At 64.7% G+C, this 16,625-nt stretch carries 18 protein-coding genes and 1 pseudogene; 10 read left to right on the top strand and 9 right to left on the bottom strand.

Annotated features, from left to right (window positions below; translation table 11 throughout):
* The first annotated feature begins 11 nt into the window (after window positions 1-11).
* The 8 genes and pseudogenes from adhP to L858_RS0116735 all read left to right on the top strand — a co-directional run.
* Window positions 12-1,037 (top strand): alcohol dehydrogenase AdhP, encoded by a 1,026-nt coding sequence (adhP, locus tag L858_RS0116775; RefSeq protein WP_007683342.1) that lies wholly within the window; start codon window positions 12-14, stop codon window positions 1,035-1,037.
* Between the two features lie 25 nt (window positions 1,038-1,062).
* Window positions 1,063-2,769: a copper resistance system multicopper oxidase gene (locus L858_RS0116770; RefSeq protein ID WP_007683343.1), complete on the top strand. Its 1,707-nt coding sequence runs from the start codon at window positions 1,063-1,065 to the stop codon at window positions 2,767-2,769.
* Window positions 2,766-3,752 (top strand): copper resistance protein B, encoded by a 987-nt coding sequence (locus tag L858_RS0116765; protein ID WP_009823975.1) that lies wholly within the window; start codon window positions 2,766-2,768, stop codon window positions 3,750-3,752. Before L858_RS0116770 ends, L858_RS0116765 begins: the two co-directional genes overlap by 4 nt.
* The gene (locus L858_RS0116760) at window positions 3,746-4,987 is read left to right on the top strand and encodes an MFS transporter (protein ID WP_007683345.1); all 1,242 of its coding nucleotides are present in this window, start codon (window positions 3,746-3,748) and stop codon (window positions 4,985-4,987) included. The genes L858_RS0116765 and L858_RS0116760 overlap by 7 nt, the downstream gene beginning before the upstream one ends.
* Window positions 4,988-5,066: 79 nt before the next feature.
* Window positions 5,067-5,504, top strand: a complete 438-nt coding sequence (locus L858_RS0116755) for a DUF411 domain-containing protein (RefSeq protein ID WP_007683347.1) — start codon at window positions 5,067-5,069, stop codon at window positions 5,502-5,504.
* A gap of 384 nt (window positions 5,505-5,888) precedes the next feature.
* Window positions 5,889-6,152: a type II toxin-antitoxin system RelB/DinJ family antitoxin gene (locus L858_RS0116745; RefSeq protein WP_004212689.1), complete on the top strand. Its 264-nt coding sequence runs from the start codon at window positions 5,889-5,891 to the stop codon at window positions 6,150-6,152.
* Entirely contained in the window at window positions 6,139-6,420 is a 282-nt protein-coding gene (locus L858_RS0116740) for a type II toxin-antitoxin system YafQ family toxin (protein ID WP_004212690.1), read from the top strand. The genes L858_RS0116745 and L858_RS0116740 overlap by 14 nt, the downstream gene beginning before the upstream one ends.
* A 401-nt stretch (window positions 6,421-6,821) precedes the next feature.
* Window positions 6,822-7,136 (top strand): annotated as a pseudogene (locus L858_RS0116735) (CorA family divalent cation transporter); the annotation flags it as partial.
* Window positions 7,137-7,198: 62 nt separating this feature from the next.
* On the opposite strand, the gene L858_RS0116730 reads toward L858_RS0116735, so the two are convergent.
* The 9 genes from L858_RS0116730 to L858_RS0116690 all read right to left on the bottom strand — a co-directional run bounded on the left by L858_RS0116730 (window position 7,199) and on the right by L858_RS0116690 (window position 14,826).
* Window positions 7,199-7,606: a response regulator gene (locus tag L858_RS0116730; RefSeq protein WP_007683354.1), complete on the bottom strand. Its 408-nt coding sequence runs from the start codon at window positions 7,604-7,606 to the stop codon at window positions 7,199-7,201.
* An 81-nt stretch (window positions 7,607-7,687) separates the two neighbouring features.
* On the bottom strand, window positions 7,688-8,311 hold the full coding sequence (locus tag L858_RS0116725) for a response regulator transcription factor (protein ID WP_007683357.1): 624 nt from the start codon (window positions 8,309-8,311) through the stop codon (window positions 7,688-7,690).
* Window positions 8,301-9,836: a two-component system sensor histidine kinase NtrB gene (locus L858_RS0116720; RefSeq protein ID WP_007683359.1), complete on the bottom strand. Its 1,536-nt coding sequence runs from the start codon at window positions 9,834-9,836 to the stop codon at window positions 8,301-8,303. Before L858_RS0116720 ends, L858_RS0116725 begins: the two co-directional genes overlap by 11 nt.
* A gap of 58 nt (window positions 9,837-9,894) precedes the next feature.
* Window positions 9,895-10,368 (bottom strand): DUF305 domain-containing protein, encoded by a 474-nt coding sequence (locus L858_RS0116715; protein ID WP_022684262.1) that lies wholly within the window; start codon window positions 10,366-10,368, stop codon window positions 9,895-9,897.
* Window positions 10,369-10,458: 90 nt separating this feature from the next.
* Window positions 10,459-11,559 carry a copper resistance protein B gene (locus tag L858_RS0116710; RefSeq protein ID WP_022684261.1) on the bottom strand — a complete coding sequence of 367 codons (1,101 nt, stop codon included), beginning with the start codon at window positions 11,557-11,559 and terminating at the stop codon, window positions 10,459-10,461.
* Window positions 11,559-13,484 (bottom strand): copper resistance system multicopper oxidase, encoded by a 1,926-nt coding sequence (locus L858_RS0116705; protein WP_007683365.1) that lies wholly within the window; start codon window positions 13,482-13,484, stop codon window positions 11,559-11,561. Before L858_RS0116705 ends, L858_RS0116710 begins: the two co-directional genes overlap by 1 nt.
* Before the next feature lie 66 nt (window positions 13,485-13,550).
* A complete protein-coding gene (locus L858_RS0116700; RefSeq protein WP_007683367.1) occupies window positions 13,551-14,117 on the bottom strand; it encodes an RNA polymerase sigma factor in 567 nt (188 codons plus the stop codon).
* Window positions 14,114-14,554: a periplasmic heavy metal sensor gene (locus L858_RS0116695; protein ID WP_007683368.1), complete on the bottom strand. Its 441-nt coding sequence runs from the start codon at window positions 14,552-14,554 to the stop codon at window positions 14,114-14,116. Before L858_RS0116695 ends, L858_RS0116700 begins: the two co-directional genes overlap by 4 nt.
* Window positions 14,554-14,826: a hypothetical protein gene (locus tag L858_RS0116690; RefSeq protein WP_004212738.1), complete on the bottom strand. Its 273-nt coding sequence runs from the start codon at window positions 14,824-14,826 to the stop codon at window positions 14,554-14,556. The genes L858_RS0116695 and L858_RS0116690 overlap by 1 nt, the downstream gene beginning before the upstream one ends.
* Window positions 14,827-14,959: 133 nt before the next feature.
* Here L858_RS0116690 and copC point away from each other — a divergent pair, with 133 nt between their 5' ends.
* Both copC and copD read left to right on the top strand, forming a co-directional pair.
* Window positions 14,960-15,337 (top strand): copper homeostasis periplasmic binding protein CopC, encoded by a 378-nt coding sequence (gene copC, locus L858_RS0116685; RefSeq protein ID WP_022684260.1) that lies wholly within the window; start codon window positions 14,960-14,962, stop codon window positions 15,335-15,337.
* A gap of 4 nt (window positions 15,338-15,341) precedes the next feature.
* Entirely contained in the window at window positions 15,342-16,286 is a 945-nt protein-coding gene (copD, locus tag L858_RS0116680) for a copper homeostasis membrane protein CopD (protein ID WP_022684259.1), read from the top strand.
* Window positions 16,287-16,625: the final 339 nt, after the last annotated feature.

Below are 16,625 nucleotides of genomic sequence, written 5' to 3'. Positions count from 1 at the left end.
GAGAAACGGACATGGCGAAAACCATGAAGGCGGCGGTCGTCCGCGAATTCGGCAAGCCCCTGGTCATCGAGGACGCGCCGATCCCGACGGTCGGCCCCGGGCAGATCCTGGTCAAGATTGCGGCAACCGGCGTGTGCCATACCGACCTGCACGCGGCAGAAGGGGACTGGCCGGTCAAACCCAACCCGCCCTTCATTCCTGGCCATGAAGGCGTCGGGCATGTCGCCGCCGTCGGTGCGGGCGTCACCCATGTGAAGGAAGGCGACCGGGTCGGCGTGCCCTGGCTCTACACCGCCTGCGGGCATTGCGTGCATTGCCTGGGTGGCTGGGAGACGCTTTGCCACGAACAGCAGAACACCGGCTATTCGGTCAATGGCAGCTTTGCCGAATATGTCCTCGCCGATCCCAACTATGTTGGTCACCTTCCCGACAATGTCGACTTCCTCGACATTGCGCCGATCCTCTGCGCGGGCGTCACCGTCTACAAGGGATTGAAGGCCACCGAGGCCCGACCCGGCGAGTGGGTGGTCGTCTCAGGGATCGGCGGGCTCGGCCACATGGCGGTGCAATATGCCCGTGCCATGGGTCTCAATGTGGCCGCGGTCGACATCGACGATAGCAAGCTCGACCTCGCTACACGCCTTGGCGCCACACTGACGGTCAACGCGCACAGCGAGGACCCTTCGGCAGCGCTCAAGAAGGCGATAGGCGGCGCGCACGGAGCGCTCGTCACCGCCGTTTCGCCCAAGGCGTTCCAGCAGGCGCTCGGCATGGTCCGGCGCGGCGGCACGGTCGCGCTCAATGGTCTGCCGCCGGGCGACTTCCCGCTGTCGATCTTCGACACCGTGCTGAACGGCATTACCGTGCGAGGCTCGATCGTCGGCACGCGGCTCGATCTGCTCGAGGCACTGGCGTTCGCCGGCGACGGCAAGGTCAAGGCCACGGTCCATGCAGACAAGCTGGAGAACATCAACGACGTCTTCTCCCGCATGCACCATGGCGACATCGAGGGCCGGATCGTCCTCGACCTCGCCTGAACCCGACTTCGCGAAAGTACAGTTCATGTCTCCCTTACATATCCGGCCGATCGCACGGCGCCGTTTCGTCCAGGGGCTGGCGATCGGCGGCGCGGTTGCCGGCTTCGCCCCGGCGCTTCTCGCGCGATCCGCCCCAGTCTCGCCCGCCGAGCTTAGCGGGACCGAGTTCGACCTCGAGATCGCCGAGCTGCCAGTCAACTTCACCGGCAAACGCCGTATCGCGACCGCCGTGAACGGCAGCGTGCCCGCGCCGGTCCTGCGCCTGCGCGAAGGCGACACGGTCACGCTCCGTGTGCGCAACGGCCTCAAGGAGATGTCGAGCATCCATTGGCACGGCATCATCGTGCCGGCGGAGATGGACGGCGTGCCCGGCATCAGCTTTGCCGGCATCGCGCCGGGCGAGACCTTCACCTATCGCTTCGAGGTCCGCCAGAGCGGAACCTACTGGTATCACGCTCACACGCTCGCCGAGCAGACGGGACTCTATGGAGCGATCATCGTGGAGCCGAAACAGGCGCCGGCGGCGCGGGCGCCCGATCGCGACTATTGCATCGTGCTCAGCGACTGGTCGGACGAGCCGCCGCTGCAGATCTTCCTCAATCTCAAGAAGCAGAGCAGCTACTATAATTTTGCGCAGCCGACAGCCGGCGACTTCCTCAAGGATGTCGGCGCCATGGGCCTTGGGAAGGCGCTCGAGCGGCGGCGGATGTGGAACAGCTCGCGGATGAACCCGACCGACTACAGCGATGTCTCTGCCGCGACCTACACCTATCTGATGAACGGCGCGCCGCCCGCCGGCAACTGGACCGGTATCGCCGCGCCCGGCGAACGCGTGCGCCTGCGCTTCGTCGGCGCGGGGACGGCGACGTTCTTCGACGTGCGGATCCCGGGGGTCGAGCTGACGGTCGTATCGGCCGACGGGCAGCCGGTCGAGCCGGTCACGGTCGAGGAATTCCGGATCGGCCCGGGCGAGACCTATGACGTCGAGTTCACCATGCCCGAGGGCGGCGCCCGCACCATCTTCGCGCAGGCGATCGATCGGAGCGGCTATGCCCGCGGCACGATCGCACCGGCTCCGGGCATGGCGGCAGCCGTGCCGCCGCTCGATGCCCGGACCTGGCTCGAGCCGGTCGACATGATGGGCGCGATGGCGACGATGGGCGCAATGGGAGGCGACGCGCATGCCGGGCACGGCATGACCGAGATGCCGGCCAGGGCACAGCACGCCCGCACCGAATATGGCGCCAATACCGACATGCGCGTCGACTATCCCCGCACCAATCTGGACGATCCCGGCGCCGGGCTGCGCGGGCGCGGCTGGCGCGTGCTGACGCTGGCCGATCTGCGCACGCCGGGCGGCGATCCCGACCCGCGCGAGCCCGAGCGCGACATCGAGCTGCATCTGACGGGCAATATGGAACGGTTCATCTGGTCGCTCGACGGCATAAAGCTCAACGATTCCCGGCCGCTGCATTTCAAGCCGAACGAGCGGCTGCGCGTCACCTTCGTCAACGACACGATGATGGCGCATCCGATGCATCTGCACGGCATGTGGAGCGATGTCGAAGGCCCGGACGGCGCCTTCCAGGTCCGCAAGCATACGGTCGTGGTCCAGCCCGCCCAGCGGGTGAGCTTCCGCGTCACCGCCGACGCCATGGGCCGATGGGCCTTCCACTGCCATCTGCTCTATCACATGGCGGCCGGCATGTTCCGGGAGGTGGTGGTCGCATGATCCGGATTATCCCCTCGCGCGGCATTGCTCTTGGCGTTGCCCTCTTCCTGGCGCCGGCGATCACGGCTCCCGCCCTCGCGCAGGATGCCTTGCCCCCGTCGCCCGCCGCCACCCCTGCCCAAACGGCCACTCCCGATCCAAACTCACCTTCCGCGCAAGGCTCTCAGGAGCATGCGGGCATGGACATGCCGGGCATGGATATGACCGACACGAAGGCGTCCGGTAACGGCGCCACGATGGACATGGGCTCGATGCAGGGTGGCAAGGCCCCGCCGGACGCGCGCAACTCGGACGATTATGCCGACGGCTATCGCAACTCGACGCTGCCGGGCTATGAGATGGCCGACAAGCTCTCGATCCCCAAGATACTTGTGGATGAGCTCGAGTTCACCAGCGGCAACGAGGGTCAGGGCGTGGGCTGGACCGTGCTCGTCACCAAGGGTCAGGACAATGACAAGCTCTGGCTGCGCAGCCAGGGGCTCAAGAACTCCCGCGACCAACGTCTCGATCCGGAGAGCAGCGTCGAGGCGCTGTGGTGGCACAGCAAGAACCCGTTCTGGGGCACGCTGCTCGGGGTCAGGCAGGATCTCGGCAAGGGTGCGACCACCTGGCTCGCCGCCGGCGTCGAGGGACTGGCGCCCTATTGGTTCGACGTCCAGCTCACCGGCTATGTAGGAACCGATGGGCGTCTCGCGGCGCGCGCCAAGGCCTCCTATGAGGTCCTGTTCACCAATCGGTTGATCCTTACGCCGCAGGTGGAAACCAATATCTATTCGAAGCGGTCGAGCGATCGGCAGCTCGGCAGCGGCTTCAGCAATGTCGAGCTGAGCGGACGGTTGCGCTACGAGGTGTCGCGCAAGTTCGCGCCCTATATCGGCTTCGTCTGGGAGCGCGCATTTGACGGCACGGCCGATTTCCGTCGCCTGCGCAGGGAAGGGCCTTCCGAACACAGGCTGGTGATCGGCTTGCGCGCCTGGTGGTGATCCGCGGATGGCCACTCGAGGGATCGACCGCGAACGCGCCGCGTGACAAGGCTGGATCGCAAGCCAACGGTCGCTGGCCGGCCTCCTTTTTCGTCTTGTTGCTCGCGGCGGCTGCGGCGTCGGCGGGACAGACGGCCATTCTCGCCTTCCTTCCGGCACTGGTCGACCCGGCTCGTGGCGCGCTATCGTCAAGCGCTCATGATTTTCACGTCGCGAGCCTGACTGCGGTCCATCCCCTGGCAGCCTTGCTGGCGGCGCCGCTCTGGGGCTGGATCGCGGACCGGGTCGACTATCGGGCGATGTTGCGCGCAGCGCTGGTCATCCTCGCGCTGGTGACCGCGCCGATCGGCCTCGTCGGGTTGCCTGAGCTTTATGCATTGCGTCTGGTGGCGGGGATGGCGTCGGCCGCCATCATACCGTTGGGCTTGCTCTGCGCGAGCTTTGCCGCAAGCGGGCGCGCGGACCAGGCGCGCCGCTTCACCTGGCTGACCGCCTTCGTGTTTCTGGGCGATCTCGCCGGTCCGCTGGTGGCGGAGGTCTCGGCCGCGATCCTGCCCCGCGCTCCCCTCATGATCCTCGCTCTCGGCATCGGTGCCGTCGGGGCGGCGCTTTGCGCCGTGCGTCTGCCGCGCTGGTGTGCACCTTGCATCGATGGCGGAGACCTGCCCGCGCCTACGCTCGGCGCGACGTTGATCCTGCTTTTTATCACGATCGTCGCGGGCGGCGGGCTGGCGGCGATGCATGTCAATCTCCTGGTGACGCGGAGCGCCATTTCGCTGAGCCGCGAAGAGATCGCCTGGATGCTCAGTCTCTGCGGATTGGGCATGCTGGCGGCACAGATCTTCCATGCAAAGCTGGATTGGCTGGTCACTGTGCCGAGGCGGCTTGCCGGATTGACGCTGGGCCTGCTGGCTGTGGCACTTTTCATGTTTCCTGTCGCCGCGAGTATGGCCGAGCTCAGTGGGATCATCGTTGCTGCCGGCTGGAGCTCGGCAACCCTTCGATTGGTCACCAGCTTCTGGATCAGCGGCGGCGGGGCCCCTTCAGGCGTGAAGCTCGGTTTCCAGCATTCCGCCGCCAGCATCGGGCAGGCGCTCGCGCCGCTGGCGATAGCCATCGTCGCTCCCGGGGCGCAGCCGCTCGTTCTGTGGGGGATTGGTGGTCTATCGCTAGCGCTGCTTGTGTCCCTGCCGCTAGCCTGGAGGCCGCCCGCCATCGTAAAATCATCTGCGTGATGAGGGGAGGGGCGCATTGATGCGTATAGAAAAGAAGGGGCCTCTGCCCCATGCTTATCGTTCTTCCGGGAGTCATTTCATGAAGACCCGCCTATTCGTCGCCTTGCTGTTCCTCGCCATGCCCGGCGTAGCGCTTGCGGCCAGTGATATCGTCGTCCACCGGGATCCGGGATGTGGATGTTGCGAGAAGTGGGCGCAGGCCGTGCGCGCGAAGCTGGGACGCAAGGTCGTCATGCGTGACGATGCGTCGCGCAGCGAGCTTCAGCGCAAGGCCGGCATGCCCCGGACGCTGGCATCTTGCCACAGCGCGATCGTCGATGGCTATATGATCGAGGGCCATGTCCCGATATCCGACGTCAAGCGCTTGCTGGCGACCCGTCCTGCGGGCGTCAAAGGCATTGCGGTTGCGGGGATGCCGATCGGTTCGGAGGGCATGGAAGTGGCAGGCGCTGCCCGCCAACCCTATACGGTGGTGGCCTTCGGCAGCGCCGGTCAGCGAATTTTCGCCCGCCATTGATATCGCGCGGTTTGCAGCATCCTGCAGAATTGCCCGGTGGTAGAGGACCCCGCTGTCGAGTGTAGAACCTTGTGTCAAGCGAGCTGATGGCGTCCCTACCCCTACCTACACTGAAAAAGCAACGATTTGTCTTGTAAGTTGTTCGCGGTCGTCTCCCTGATTTGCCTGAATTTGGCCCAAAATGTGGGAACGATTGTGGGACCGTTTGCCCACCGAAAGTGTGAGAACGGCCCCAACATTCCCGATCAGGGCCCCGAACCGATGGCACTCACAGCATTGAAGGTGAAAAACGCGAAGCCCGGTCGCCATGTCGATAGCCGGGGCTTTGCCTGATTGCACTTTGCGTTCGCTTGCATTACATCGTCATGCAGAAAGGAAATCGACATGGCCGCAAACGCTCTTGTGCAGACCCGGATCGACGGAGCGGTGAAGGAGGAAGCCGCGACCGTGCTGGCTGCTATGGGGCTGACCGTCTCCGATGCCGTGCGCCTGATGCTGACCCGCGTTGCCCGCGACAAGGCCTTGCCGTTTGAACCGCTGGTGCCCAATGCCGAGACGATCGAGGCCATGAAGGAAGCGCGCGAGGGAAAGGGCAAGCGGTTCGCCACGGTGGTCGACCTGATGGCCGACCTCAATGCGGACGATTGAACGCTTCGGGCGGTTCAAGCGCGACTACAAGCGGGAGAAGAAGGGGCAGCACGCCAAGACGCTGGACGCTGACCTGATCCCGATCATCGAGGCGCTGGCATCCGACGAGCCGCTTGAACCGCGCCACCGCGACCATGCGCTGACCGGCGACTGGCGCGACCATCGCGATTGCCACATAAAGCCCGACCTCGTGCTGATTTACCGCAAGCCCGATGACGACACCTTGCAGCTTGTGCGCTTGGGATCGCACGCGGAATTGGGTTGGTGACGCCCGCGCATGGCGAGCTTATACGTTTGTCGGGTATGTCAGCCAGAGGCACGATTACGGGTTAGGTGTGATCAGCGAGCATCCGATGCCAACAAGCTTTTGCAGAAGACATCAATCGCAGAGATGCATTCGGCAGGCGCTGCTTGAAACAAAAATGAGGGCCATAAATCACTTTCACCCTCAAATTCTGACAAATTTGCCGTTAGTTCACGACTGGTGAGCGAGAAATGAGCCGATCGCGTTGGGCTTGAAGAGCCGACCGCTCGCTCCACCGTCGTGACCCCTACGTTGATGACCGGCGGATGCTGGCCCGGTAGACGATGCTGCCGAGAGCGACGACGACGCCCATGATGGCAAAAGATTCCATGCTCGAATGGCTCAAAAGCCAGATCGTGAGAAGGAAACCCTATTTCCGTGATTTGCTCGATCACATGCTCAGGGTTGAGAGCGCCATCACCGGCATCCGCGACATCCTGATCTCGGTGTTCGAGGCGAGTCACCTGCTCGAACAGCAGCGCCAGGGTGCGATCACGCGTCAGCTTGCCGCCTGGGCCGCGATCCTCGCGGTGCCTACCGCGATTGCCGGAATCTACGGCATGAATTTCGAGAATATGCCCGAACTGAAGACGCAATGGGGATATTTCGTCATCCTCGGCGTCATCGCTGCGGTCTGCATTGGGCTCTACATCCGGTTCAAACGTAGCCACTGGCTTTGACGGCGCAGATCGGCTTTCCACATCGCGCCGGGCTGAGGCTGCCGGGGGCCGGCCGCCATAACTCAATGCTTTCGCAGAACCTCGGCGCGGTGCCGGTCCAACGCATCGAGCAAAGCCCTGCCGATCAAAGGCTTTGCGAGAACGTGATCGAAGCCCGCCTCGGCGGCCCGCCAGGCCAGCAGCGTGTCGTGAAAGCCTGAGATCATGATGGCGCGTCCCGACCATCCGATCTCGCGAAGGTGACGCAGCATCGCGAATCCGTCGATGTCGGGCATGCGATAGTCGAGGATGACGCAGTCTGCCTCCTTCGCGCGGGGGTCGGCCAACAGCGCGTGGCCGGTCGTATATCCCCACACGGCATAGCCGCGCGATCTCAGCAGCAGCTGGAGGCCACGCCGCACGCCGGGATCGTCGTCGGAGACGAGGATGGTGTATCTGCCATCATGCTGAGTGGAACGGACCGATGGCATTGCGAGAAGCGGACACCCGTGTGACGATTGCACCATCGATCGCATATCGCGCCTCGTCCCGTCGCTACGTAGAGGTCGCAGTCACTTCGGCTTGCGGCCCATGCCCGCGGCAAAGGCGATCCGCAGGGCTTCGGACAAATTGCGGACCTCGAGCTTGGCCATCAGGCTCGCGCGATGGACCTCGACCGTTCGCGATGAACAGCCCAGGTCATAGGCGATCGTCTTATTGGGCAGGCCGTTCGCCAGCCCTTCCAGCACTTCACGCTCCCGGGGCGTCAGTGCAGCGACCCGCACGCCGGCTTCAGAGGTTTCCAGAGTGCGAAAGTCGACATCGTCGAGACGCGCGAACGCGCGGCTGACGGCGCCGAGCAGGGCCGCTTTCTCGAAGGGCTTCTCGAGAAAGTCGACCGCGCCGCCTTTCATGGCCTGCACCGCAACCGACACGTCGCCATGGCCGGTCAGGACGATGACCGGCATGTTGACCCCGCGTGCTGCCATGGCGGCCTGAACCTCGAGACCGTCCATCTCGGGCATGCGCACGTCAAGGATGACGCAGCCGACGGCCGCCGACTTCGCCTCCTTGAGAAACTCCACGCCCGAGGCATAGGTCACGACGTCGTAGCCCGCGGTCTTGAGCGCAAAGCTCGCCGCCTTGCGGATGCTCTCCTCGTCGTCGACCAGATGGATGACGCGTCTATCCCCCATGTTCCTCCTCCGCCCGCGCATGGATCAAGGTAAAATGAAAGCGGGTGCCGCCGCGGTCGGGGCGCTCCATCCAGATACGGCCGCCATGCGCTTCGATGATGGTCCGGCAGATCGAGAGGCCGAGGCCCATGCCGTCGGCCTTTGTCGAGTTGAACGCCGTGAAGAGCTGCTCGCGGATTCCGTCCGCGATGCCGGGACCGGTATCCTCCACGGTCACCTCGATCAGCCCGTCAGGGCGCAACCTGGTCGCCACCTTGAGGTCGCGAACCGGACACTCCGCCATCGCCTCGATGGCATTGCGCATCAGGTTGACCAGCACCTGCTGGATCTGCACCCTGTCGACGAGGACCAGCGTCGCGGCGGGATCGACCGCAAAGAAGCTGCGGATGCCGCGCTCGCGTGCACCGACCAGCGCGAGCTGGCTCGCCTCGGCGATGACCTGCGGCAGCTCGTGGAGGCTCTTGTCGACCTCGCCGCGGGCGACGAAATCGCGCAGGCGCCGGACGATATGGCCGGCCCGCAGCGTTTCCTGTGCCGCATCATCCATCACCGACCGTAGCGACACGAAGGGTTCGTCGTCCCGCTCGTCGAGCATGTCGCGGATCGTCTCGAGATAGAGCGCGACCGCGGCAAGCGGCTGGTTGAGCTCATGCGCGAGCGTCGAGGCCATCGTGCCCATCGCGCTCAGCCGAGAGACATGGACCAGCTCTGCCTGCAGTTCCTTGAGCCTGAGCTCATCCTGCTCCTTGGCGGTGAGATCCCGGATAAAGCCGGTGAACAACCGCTGCCCGTCTTCACCGGCCTCGCCGACCGACAGCTGCATCGGGAAGGTTGAGCCGTCGCGGCGCTGGCCGACCACGACGCGACCGAGGCCGATGATCCGGCGCTCGCCGGTCTGCAGATAATGCGCGAGATATTCGTCGTGACGGTCGCGATCGGGCTGGGGCATAAGGCAGGAGACGTTGCGGCCGACGAGCTCGGCTTCGCTGTAGCCGAACAGGCGTTGTGCCGCTGCGCTGAACGACGTGATGGCGCCGGTCTCGTCGATGATGATCATCGCATCCGGCACCGTCGCCAGAATCGATTGCAGATGCTGCTCGCGGGTCTCGATCGATGCGCGGACCGCCGCCTCGTCGGTGACATCGCGGCTGATGCAGGCGAAGCCGCGATGTGTGTCGCCTTCGAACAGTGCGGTGATCGTCAGGCGCGCCAGATATTCCGCGCCGTTCTCGCAGACCCGCCACGCTTCGCGCTCCAGCGTGCCCTCGTGAAGGGCGGCCGCCAGGTCTGCGCCTGGACGCCCCGCCGCAATCTCGTCGGGCGGGTAGAACAGGTCGTGGGGCTGTCCCAGGACGCGATCGAGCGGCCAGCATTCGGCACGCTCGCCTTCTTCATTATAGCTCAGCACCATCCCGGAAGGATCGAGCAGCGTCAGGACGTGGCCGCCAGCCTGTCGCAGGAACAGCGGCGCAAGCCGCGCCACCTCCCTGGCAATCTCGTCGGGCCCGCGCCTCGTGTAGACCATCGGCCGGCTCACACGCCCGGCCGGGCGCACGTATCCGGGCGTAGCCGGACCGTGCCACTCAGCGCCGCGCGAGTATGGCCTTCATCTCGTCGATTTCCTGCCGCTGCGAGCGCTTGATCGATTCGCAAAGCCGGATGACTTCGGGATCGCTCAGCTTTGCTTCCTGGCACATCAGGATCGCGCCGGAGTGGTGTGGGATCATCGAGCGCAGAAAGGCCGTGTCGCCGATCGTGGTCTGCGTGCGGATGAACGCGAAGCTGCCCAAGAAGGCGACCAGCGACGCGGCGATCAGCGCGATGTTGGCGGCCTTCGACGCGAACATGTGCCGCATGGCGAGGATCATGAGCACCACCATCGGTGAGACCATCATCAGCGTCATGTAGAGCATGTTGAGGTTGTTGTAGAAGCTGTCGAGCCCGTCGATCATGACGAACATCACCAGATACATGATGACGCCGCTGATGACGGTCTGGAAGGCCAGGCTCCAATAGGCGCCCATCTTCCGTGTGCTCATGTGGGACGAATGATCCATGGCGTATCTCCTTCGTTCGGCGCAGGCCGACCTGGGTCTCAGTGTAACGCCCCGCTCTCCTGTTCGCCCCCGCCATCAGCCGTCCCGATGCTAGAACCAGAAGCGGATGCCGGCGACGAAGCTGGTGGCATGGACGTCCTCGCCGGCAAGCCTCGACAGCCGCGCCGTGTCGCCGGCTTTGCGCAGATAAGAGACGCCGATATAGGGTGCGAACTGGCGGCTGAACTCATAGCGCAGGCGCGCGCCGAGCTCTATGTTGACCAGCCCCGAACCGATGTCGTTCTCCGGAATATCCTGCGCGGCGAAATTGACCTCGGCGCGCGGCTGCAAGATCAGGCGCTGGGTAATGCGCTGGTCGTAATAGCCCTCGACCCGGCCCAGAACATCGCCCTTGGTCGAGAGGAACAGCGCGCCTTCGACTTCGAACATGCCGGGAGCCAGGCCCTCGACGCCGACCGTCGCGTAAGTGCGGTCGGGCCCGCGGCCGAAGTCCTGGCGGATACCGCCCTGAAGATTGAAATAGGGGTCGATGGCCCGGCTGTAGAGCACCTGCACCTCCGCGCTGTCGATGCCGCGGCCGAACTCGCCTTCGCCCTCGCTCTTGAGCCAGAGCCGGTTGATATCGCCGCCGTAAAAGCCTTCGCCATCCCAGCGATAGCCATCGCGACCGCTATGCGCTTGATACTCGAACAGGTTGAGCAGCACCTGCCCGAAATTGTTGCCGCCGCTGTCCTTCATCATGATGTCGCGTGAGCGCGCCATCTCGGCGCCGGGAAAATCACGATCGGCGAAGTGGTCGCTGGGGGGAGGCGGCGGGGGCGCATTGCCGGCCGGAAGCGCCGTGCCGGTCATTTGCATGCCGGGCATGGCGGTCTGGCCATGCTGCGAATGGTCCATCCCGGGCATGTCCGGCATCGCGGGAGACGCGGGTTGCGGCTGACCGGCCGCATCTCCCTGCGGCGCAGGACTGGCCTGGTGCTGCGAATGGTCCATCGCCGAGGTGGCGTCTGGCGCTGGTGTCTGAGCGCGCGGCCTGGCGGCGGCCTTGTCCTTCTTCTTCTCCTGCGCCGGCGGCACCTCGCCCGGCGGCGCCATGCCGGGCATGCCGTGCATTGAATGATCCTGGGCAAAGGCGGGCGCGGCAGCGAAAAGGGCGATCGCGCTCACCAGCGGCGTGAGGATGCGGGTCATTACGCGTCTCCCTTCGGACGGACGCTCACGACCCGCATCATCCCGGCATGCATGTGGTAGAGGAGATGACAGTGGAAGGCCCAGTCGCCGACCGCGTCGGCGGTGAAGTCCCAGGTCACCTTGCCGCCGGGCTGGACGATTACCGTATGCTTGCGTGGCGCATGATCGCCATGCCCCGTCACCAGCTCGAAAAAATGCCCGTGAATATGGATCGGATGCCCCATCATCGTGTCGTTGATGAGATTGACGCGCACCCGCTCGCCTTCGATGAAGGGGATCGGCTCGTGATGGTCCGACATTTTTTCGCCGTCGAACGACCACATGAACCGCTCCATGTTGCCGGTGAGGTGAATGTCGATGCTGCGGCTCGGCGCGCGCACGTCCGGATTGCGATCGAGCGCCATCAGGTCCCTGTAGACAAGCACCTTGTGGCCGACGTCGGCGAGGCCCTGGCCGGGCTCGCCGGTGCGGTCGACGGGCATCGGCGAGATGGTCTGGACGCTCGGGTCGCGCTTCACCTGCGGCGCGTTCGAGAAGTCTCGCATCTTCATCGACCCCATCGCGTGCCCGCCATGGTCCATGCCCGCCATCTGGCCATCGGCGCCCATCGCGCCGTGGTCCATCCCGCTCATCGCGGAATGATCCATCCCCGAATGATCCATGCCTGCCATGGCGCTATTGTCCATGGTCGCCATCGCTGCCGCCGCGCCGGTCGCGAGGCGCGCGGACGCGTTCTTCTCGGCCGTCGGATCGACGCCCCGCATAGCGCCGCCCGACATGTCCATGCCTTCCATGCCCGGCATCGAGGACATGTCCATGCCCATGTCCTTCATGTCGGCGAGCGGCCGTTTGCGTAAGGGGGGAACCTCGCCGGCCATGCCGGCGCGCGGCGCGAGCGTGGCACGCGCCATGCCCGAGCGGTCGATCGCCTCGCCGACAAGGGTGTAGGCCTTGTCATCGCCTGGGCTGACAACGACGTCGTAGGTCTCGGCAACACCAACCTGGAACTCGTCGACGGTGACCGGCACCACATTCTGCCCGTCGGCCTGGACGATGGTCAGCGGCAGGCCGGGGATGCGGACGTTGAAGGTGGTCATCGCCGACGCATTGATGACCCGCAGCCGCACCCGTTCGCCCGGGGTGAAGAGCGCGGTCCAGTTGTCCATCGGACCATGGCCGTTGACGAGATAGGTGTAGGTGGATCCGGTCACATCGGAGATGTCGGCCGGGTCCATCCGCATCTGGCCCCAGTCGAGCCGGTCCTTGAGCGGCTGATCCTTGCCCGACAGGAGCCCGGCCAGGGTCTGGCGCTGGAAATTGAAATGGCCGGGGTTGACCTTGAGGCGCCGGAAGATCGCCTGCGGCGAGAGCGCGCTGTGATCGGCGAGCACGATGACATGCTCGCGGTCATAGGCGACCGGATCGGCACCGGCGGGATCGATGATGATCGGGCCGTAATGGCCTTCCTGTTCCTGCAGGCCTGAATGGCTGTGGTACCAGTAGGTGCCGCTTTGCACGACGGAGAACTGGTAGAGGTAGTTCGAGCCCGGCTTGATGCCCGGAAAAGACACGCCCGGCACACCGTCCATATTGGCCGGCAGGATCAGCCCGTGCCAGTGGATCGAGCTGTCCTCCTCCAGCTGATTGATGACGTTGAGCCGCACGCGCTGGCCCTCGCGCAGCCGGATCAGCGGGGCGGGGACCGTGCCGTTGAGGCCGATTGCCCGGAACTTGCGCCCGTCGATGGTCATCGACTGCCGGGCGATGGTGAGCGTAATGTCTTCGCCCGACACGGTCGGCAGCGTCGGTCGCATCCCCGGCGAGATCGTCTGCGCCCAGGCCGGCAGCCAGGCTGACAATGCTGCGCCGCCGCCGGCGAGGGCCGCGCCGCGGAGGAACTGGCGGCGGTCGAGAGCAGAAATCATTCGGTTGTCTCAGCTTTAAGAAAGAGGGCGTACCTATTGGGAATACGCAGCATGGCCTCATCCCCCTCAAACTTTCTTTAATATTTCCGAAAGGCGTGCCCTAGCTCGATAGAGGCGCGTTTCGACCGCCTTCTGGCTGATCCCGAGAATTTCGGCGGTTTCAGCTTCCGATTTCTCGTCGATCGTACGCAAAATAAGCGTGTCCTTGAGGGAAGACGGCAGGGCAGCAATCGCTTTCATTGCTTGCGCGAGCTGCTGTTCGGCCCCGATCGCCTGATCGGGCAGCGGTGCGTCGTCGGCGACGCCGTCCGCCTCGCCGAGCGGTAGGGCTAGGGCAAAGAAATTTCGAACCGCTCGCCGACGCCGCCAGTCATGGCATTTGTTGATGACAATCCGGGACATCCAGACCTGGAAGGGTCGGGTTACGTCATAGCGGTTGAGTGCGGCAAAGGCCGCGACGAAGCTCGCCTGGGTGACATCCAATGCCTCATCCATAGATCCGACATGGCTGCGCACGAGCCGGTGAACCCAACCTTGATGCCGGCGGACCAGCTCGCCATAGGCCGCTTGCCGGCCTCCAAGCGCCAGAGCCGCGAGCTCCCCGTCCGAGCAGTCGGGGAGGCACGCGGTCATTCGGATTTGGCCGTCAGCGCTTTCACCACGGCGTCGTCGAATTTGTCCGTCTGATCCGGGCGCAGCACGGCCCGCATCGCGAAGATATGCTCAAGTGTTTCTTTCTGCAGCGCGCCCATGGCCTGGTGCGAGCGATCCACCGCAGTTGCGACTTGCGGGCCATAGCCATGCTCCGCTTCGATCGCTTCCGCGAGACGCGCATTGTCGGCGCGCAATTCGGCCTCCAGCGCTTGACGCCGGATCGCGTAGTTCTTCTCGATTGTCTCGAGTCGGCTGTGTTGCGCTGAATTCAGCTTCAGATCGCGATGGAGCAGCTCGTGCAGCTCATTTTCGACCGGGCGCACTGGAACCACATAGACGCGGCCAATGACAACGCCAGCGATCGCCGCGGCGAAGGTCACCAGGACGAGGAGCAGGAGCCGGCGGCGGTCGCGCATCACTGCGAGCTCAGCAGCGTCGAGGGCGCAAGCGCGAGCCGAGCATCGAAGGGCGATAGCGGTTTGGCATCAGCAGACCGTGTCGGAACTGCCGAGCCGGCAATTCCGATGAACAGCGCGGTTGCGGCCGCGATGCCGAACGTCATAGCGCCAAGGCTTGGTATGGCCCGGATGCGCGCTATTTCCGCCATGACCCGGCTTTCCAGGCCGCCGAGCCTGGGATCGAGAGGCGCATCGCGCAACCGCGAGAGCAGGTGGTCAAGTTCATCCATGGTGCTTCTCCGTCTTCATCCTTCAATACGCACGATGGTCCAGGAACCCTTGCTGTAGATTGAAAAGAATAATTGCGAGGGGTGGGGGCTCGGGCTGCGTATTGTCTCATGGGATCTACAGGAGAATGTTCCAATGCGTTTCTTTTCGCCTCTCGCAGTTATCGCCGCCGTCGGCCTGAGTGTTTCTGCTCCGGCCTACGCGCATCCCAAGCTTGTGTCCTCGACGCCCGCCGCGAACGCCAGCGTCTCGGCGCCTTCGCGTATCACGCTCACCTTCAGTGAAGGTCTGATGCCGAAGCTGTCGGGCGCCGAGATCGTGATGACCGGCATGCCCGGCATGCCCAACCACCGCATGGCGGTTACCGGCTTCAAGACGGCCGTCGAAGGCGGCAAGACGCTCGTGCTGGCGCTCGACAAGCCGCTCATGGCAGGCAGCTATCAGGTCGCCTGGCACGTCGTCTCGACCGACACGCACCGCATCCAGGGAAATCTCGCCTTTACCGTCAAGTGAAGCCATGAACGACGTGGCACTCGTCGCCGTCCGCTGGGCACTCTACGTCGATCTCGGCCTGCTGTTCGGCCTGCCGCTGTTCGCGCTCTATGCGCCTGGCGGCGGCCGGATCGTTCAGCGGCATATGCCGATGGCGGCAATGGTGGCCTGTCTCGCCTGTCTCGCCCTCTTGCTGTCGGCGCTGGGGTTCGCGTTGCAGGCTGCGGCCATGACCGGCCTGCCGCTCACCCAGCCTGATCTATCCATGGTCGCAGACCTCATCAACGGCACGTCCATGGGAACGGCGCTGAAGGCGCGTCTTGTCGCGCTTCTTGTTCTTCTGCTCTGCATCCCCTTCTATCGCCGGCAATCCCGTCCTGTCTTTATCGCGTCCACTCTGGCAGGCGCGGTCGCGCTCGCGACCCTCGCCTGGAGCGGGCATGGCGCGGCCGGCGAAGGCGAGGCGGGCTGGCTGCAACTGGGGGCCGATCTCATCCATCTGCTCGCCGCGGGCGCCTGGGTCGGCGCGCTTGCCGCATTCCTTGCGCTGGTTCTTACCAGGCTCGCAACCGATGATCTCGCCACTGAAGACATGGACCGGGTCATGCTCGCCGAGGAAGCGCTGCGGGGCTTCTCCCTCGTCGGCACGATCATCGTCGCCCTGCTGATCCTGACCGGGACGGTGAACGGCTGGTTCCTGGTCGGCCCGGGCAACATCGCGTCTCTCGGGCAGTCGACCTACGGCCTGCTGCTCATCGCCAAGCTGCTGCTCTTCGCCGGCATGCTGGGCCTGGCCGCGCTCAACCGTTACCGCCTGACCCCGGCACTGGCGCAGGCGATCGAGGAAGAGGACGCGCCCCGGGCGCAGGCGCTGTTGCGGGCGAGCCTCGTCGTCGAAGGCGGTCTTGCGATCGTCATTCTCGGGCTGGTCGCCTGGCTGGGGACACTGTCGCCACCCATGTCGATGTAGTTTATCGTTTCGAACGCCTCGCGTTGGGAGAAGCCAATGCAATCGTACACCCCGCCGCGCGGGACTGGATCGACGAAAGACTATGATCGCGCGATCCGCCTGTGGGCGCGGGAGAAGCGGTGGCGTGCCGCCATGCTTGCCATGCTGCGCCCGGATTGGCGCCTGGTAATCGCCGATTATGGCCGCCAGCACGGGTCTCATGCGGCTCGCCTTCCGCCTGACCGTGCAGCGGCTCGATGGCATCGACGATACCCAGCCCAATGCCGACGGCGTGCTCCCCGGCCTGATGGCGGCCAAGCGAACGGGCCCGCCGATTTGGCCGCTTAGGCGATTACGTAT

Origin of the sequence: Sphingobium bisphenolivorans (assembly GCF_000412635.1) — a bacterium.
In the GTDB taxonomy this organism is placed as follows: domain Bacteria; phylum Pseudomonadota; class Alphaproteobacteria; order Sphingomonadales; family Sphingomonadaceae; genus Sphingobium; species Sphingobium bisphenolivorans.
Note: the sequence above shows the minus strand (reverse complement) of the source record. Positions and strands in the feature narration are given on the sequence as shown.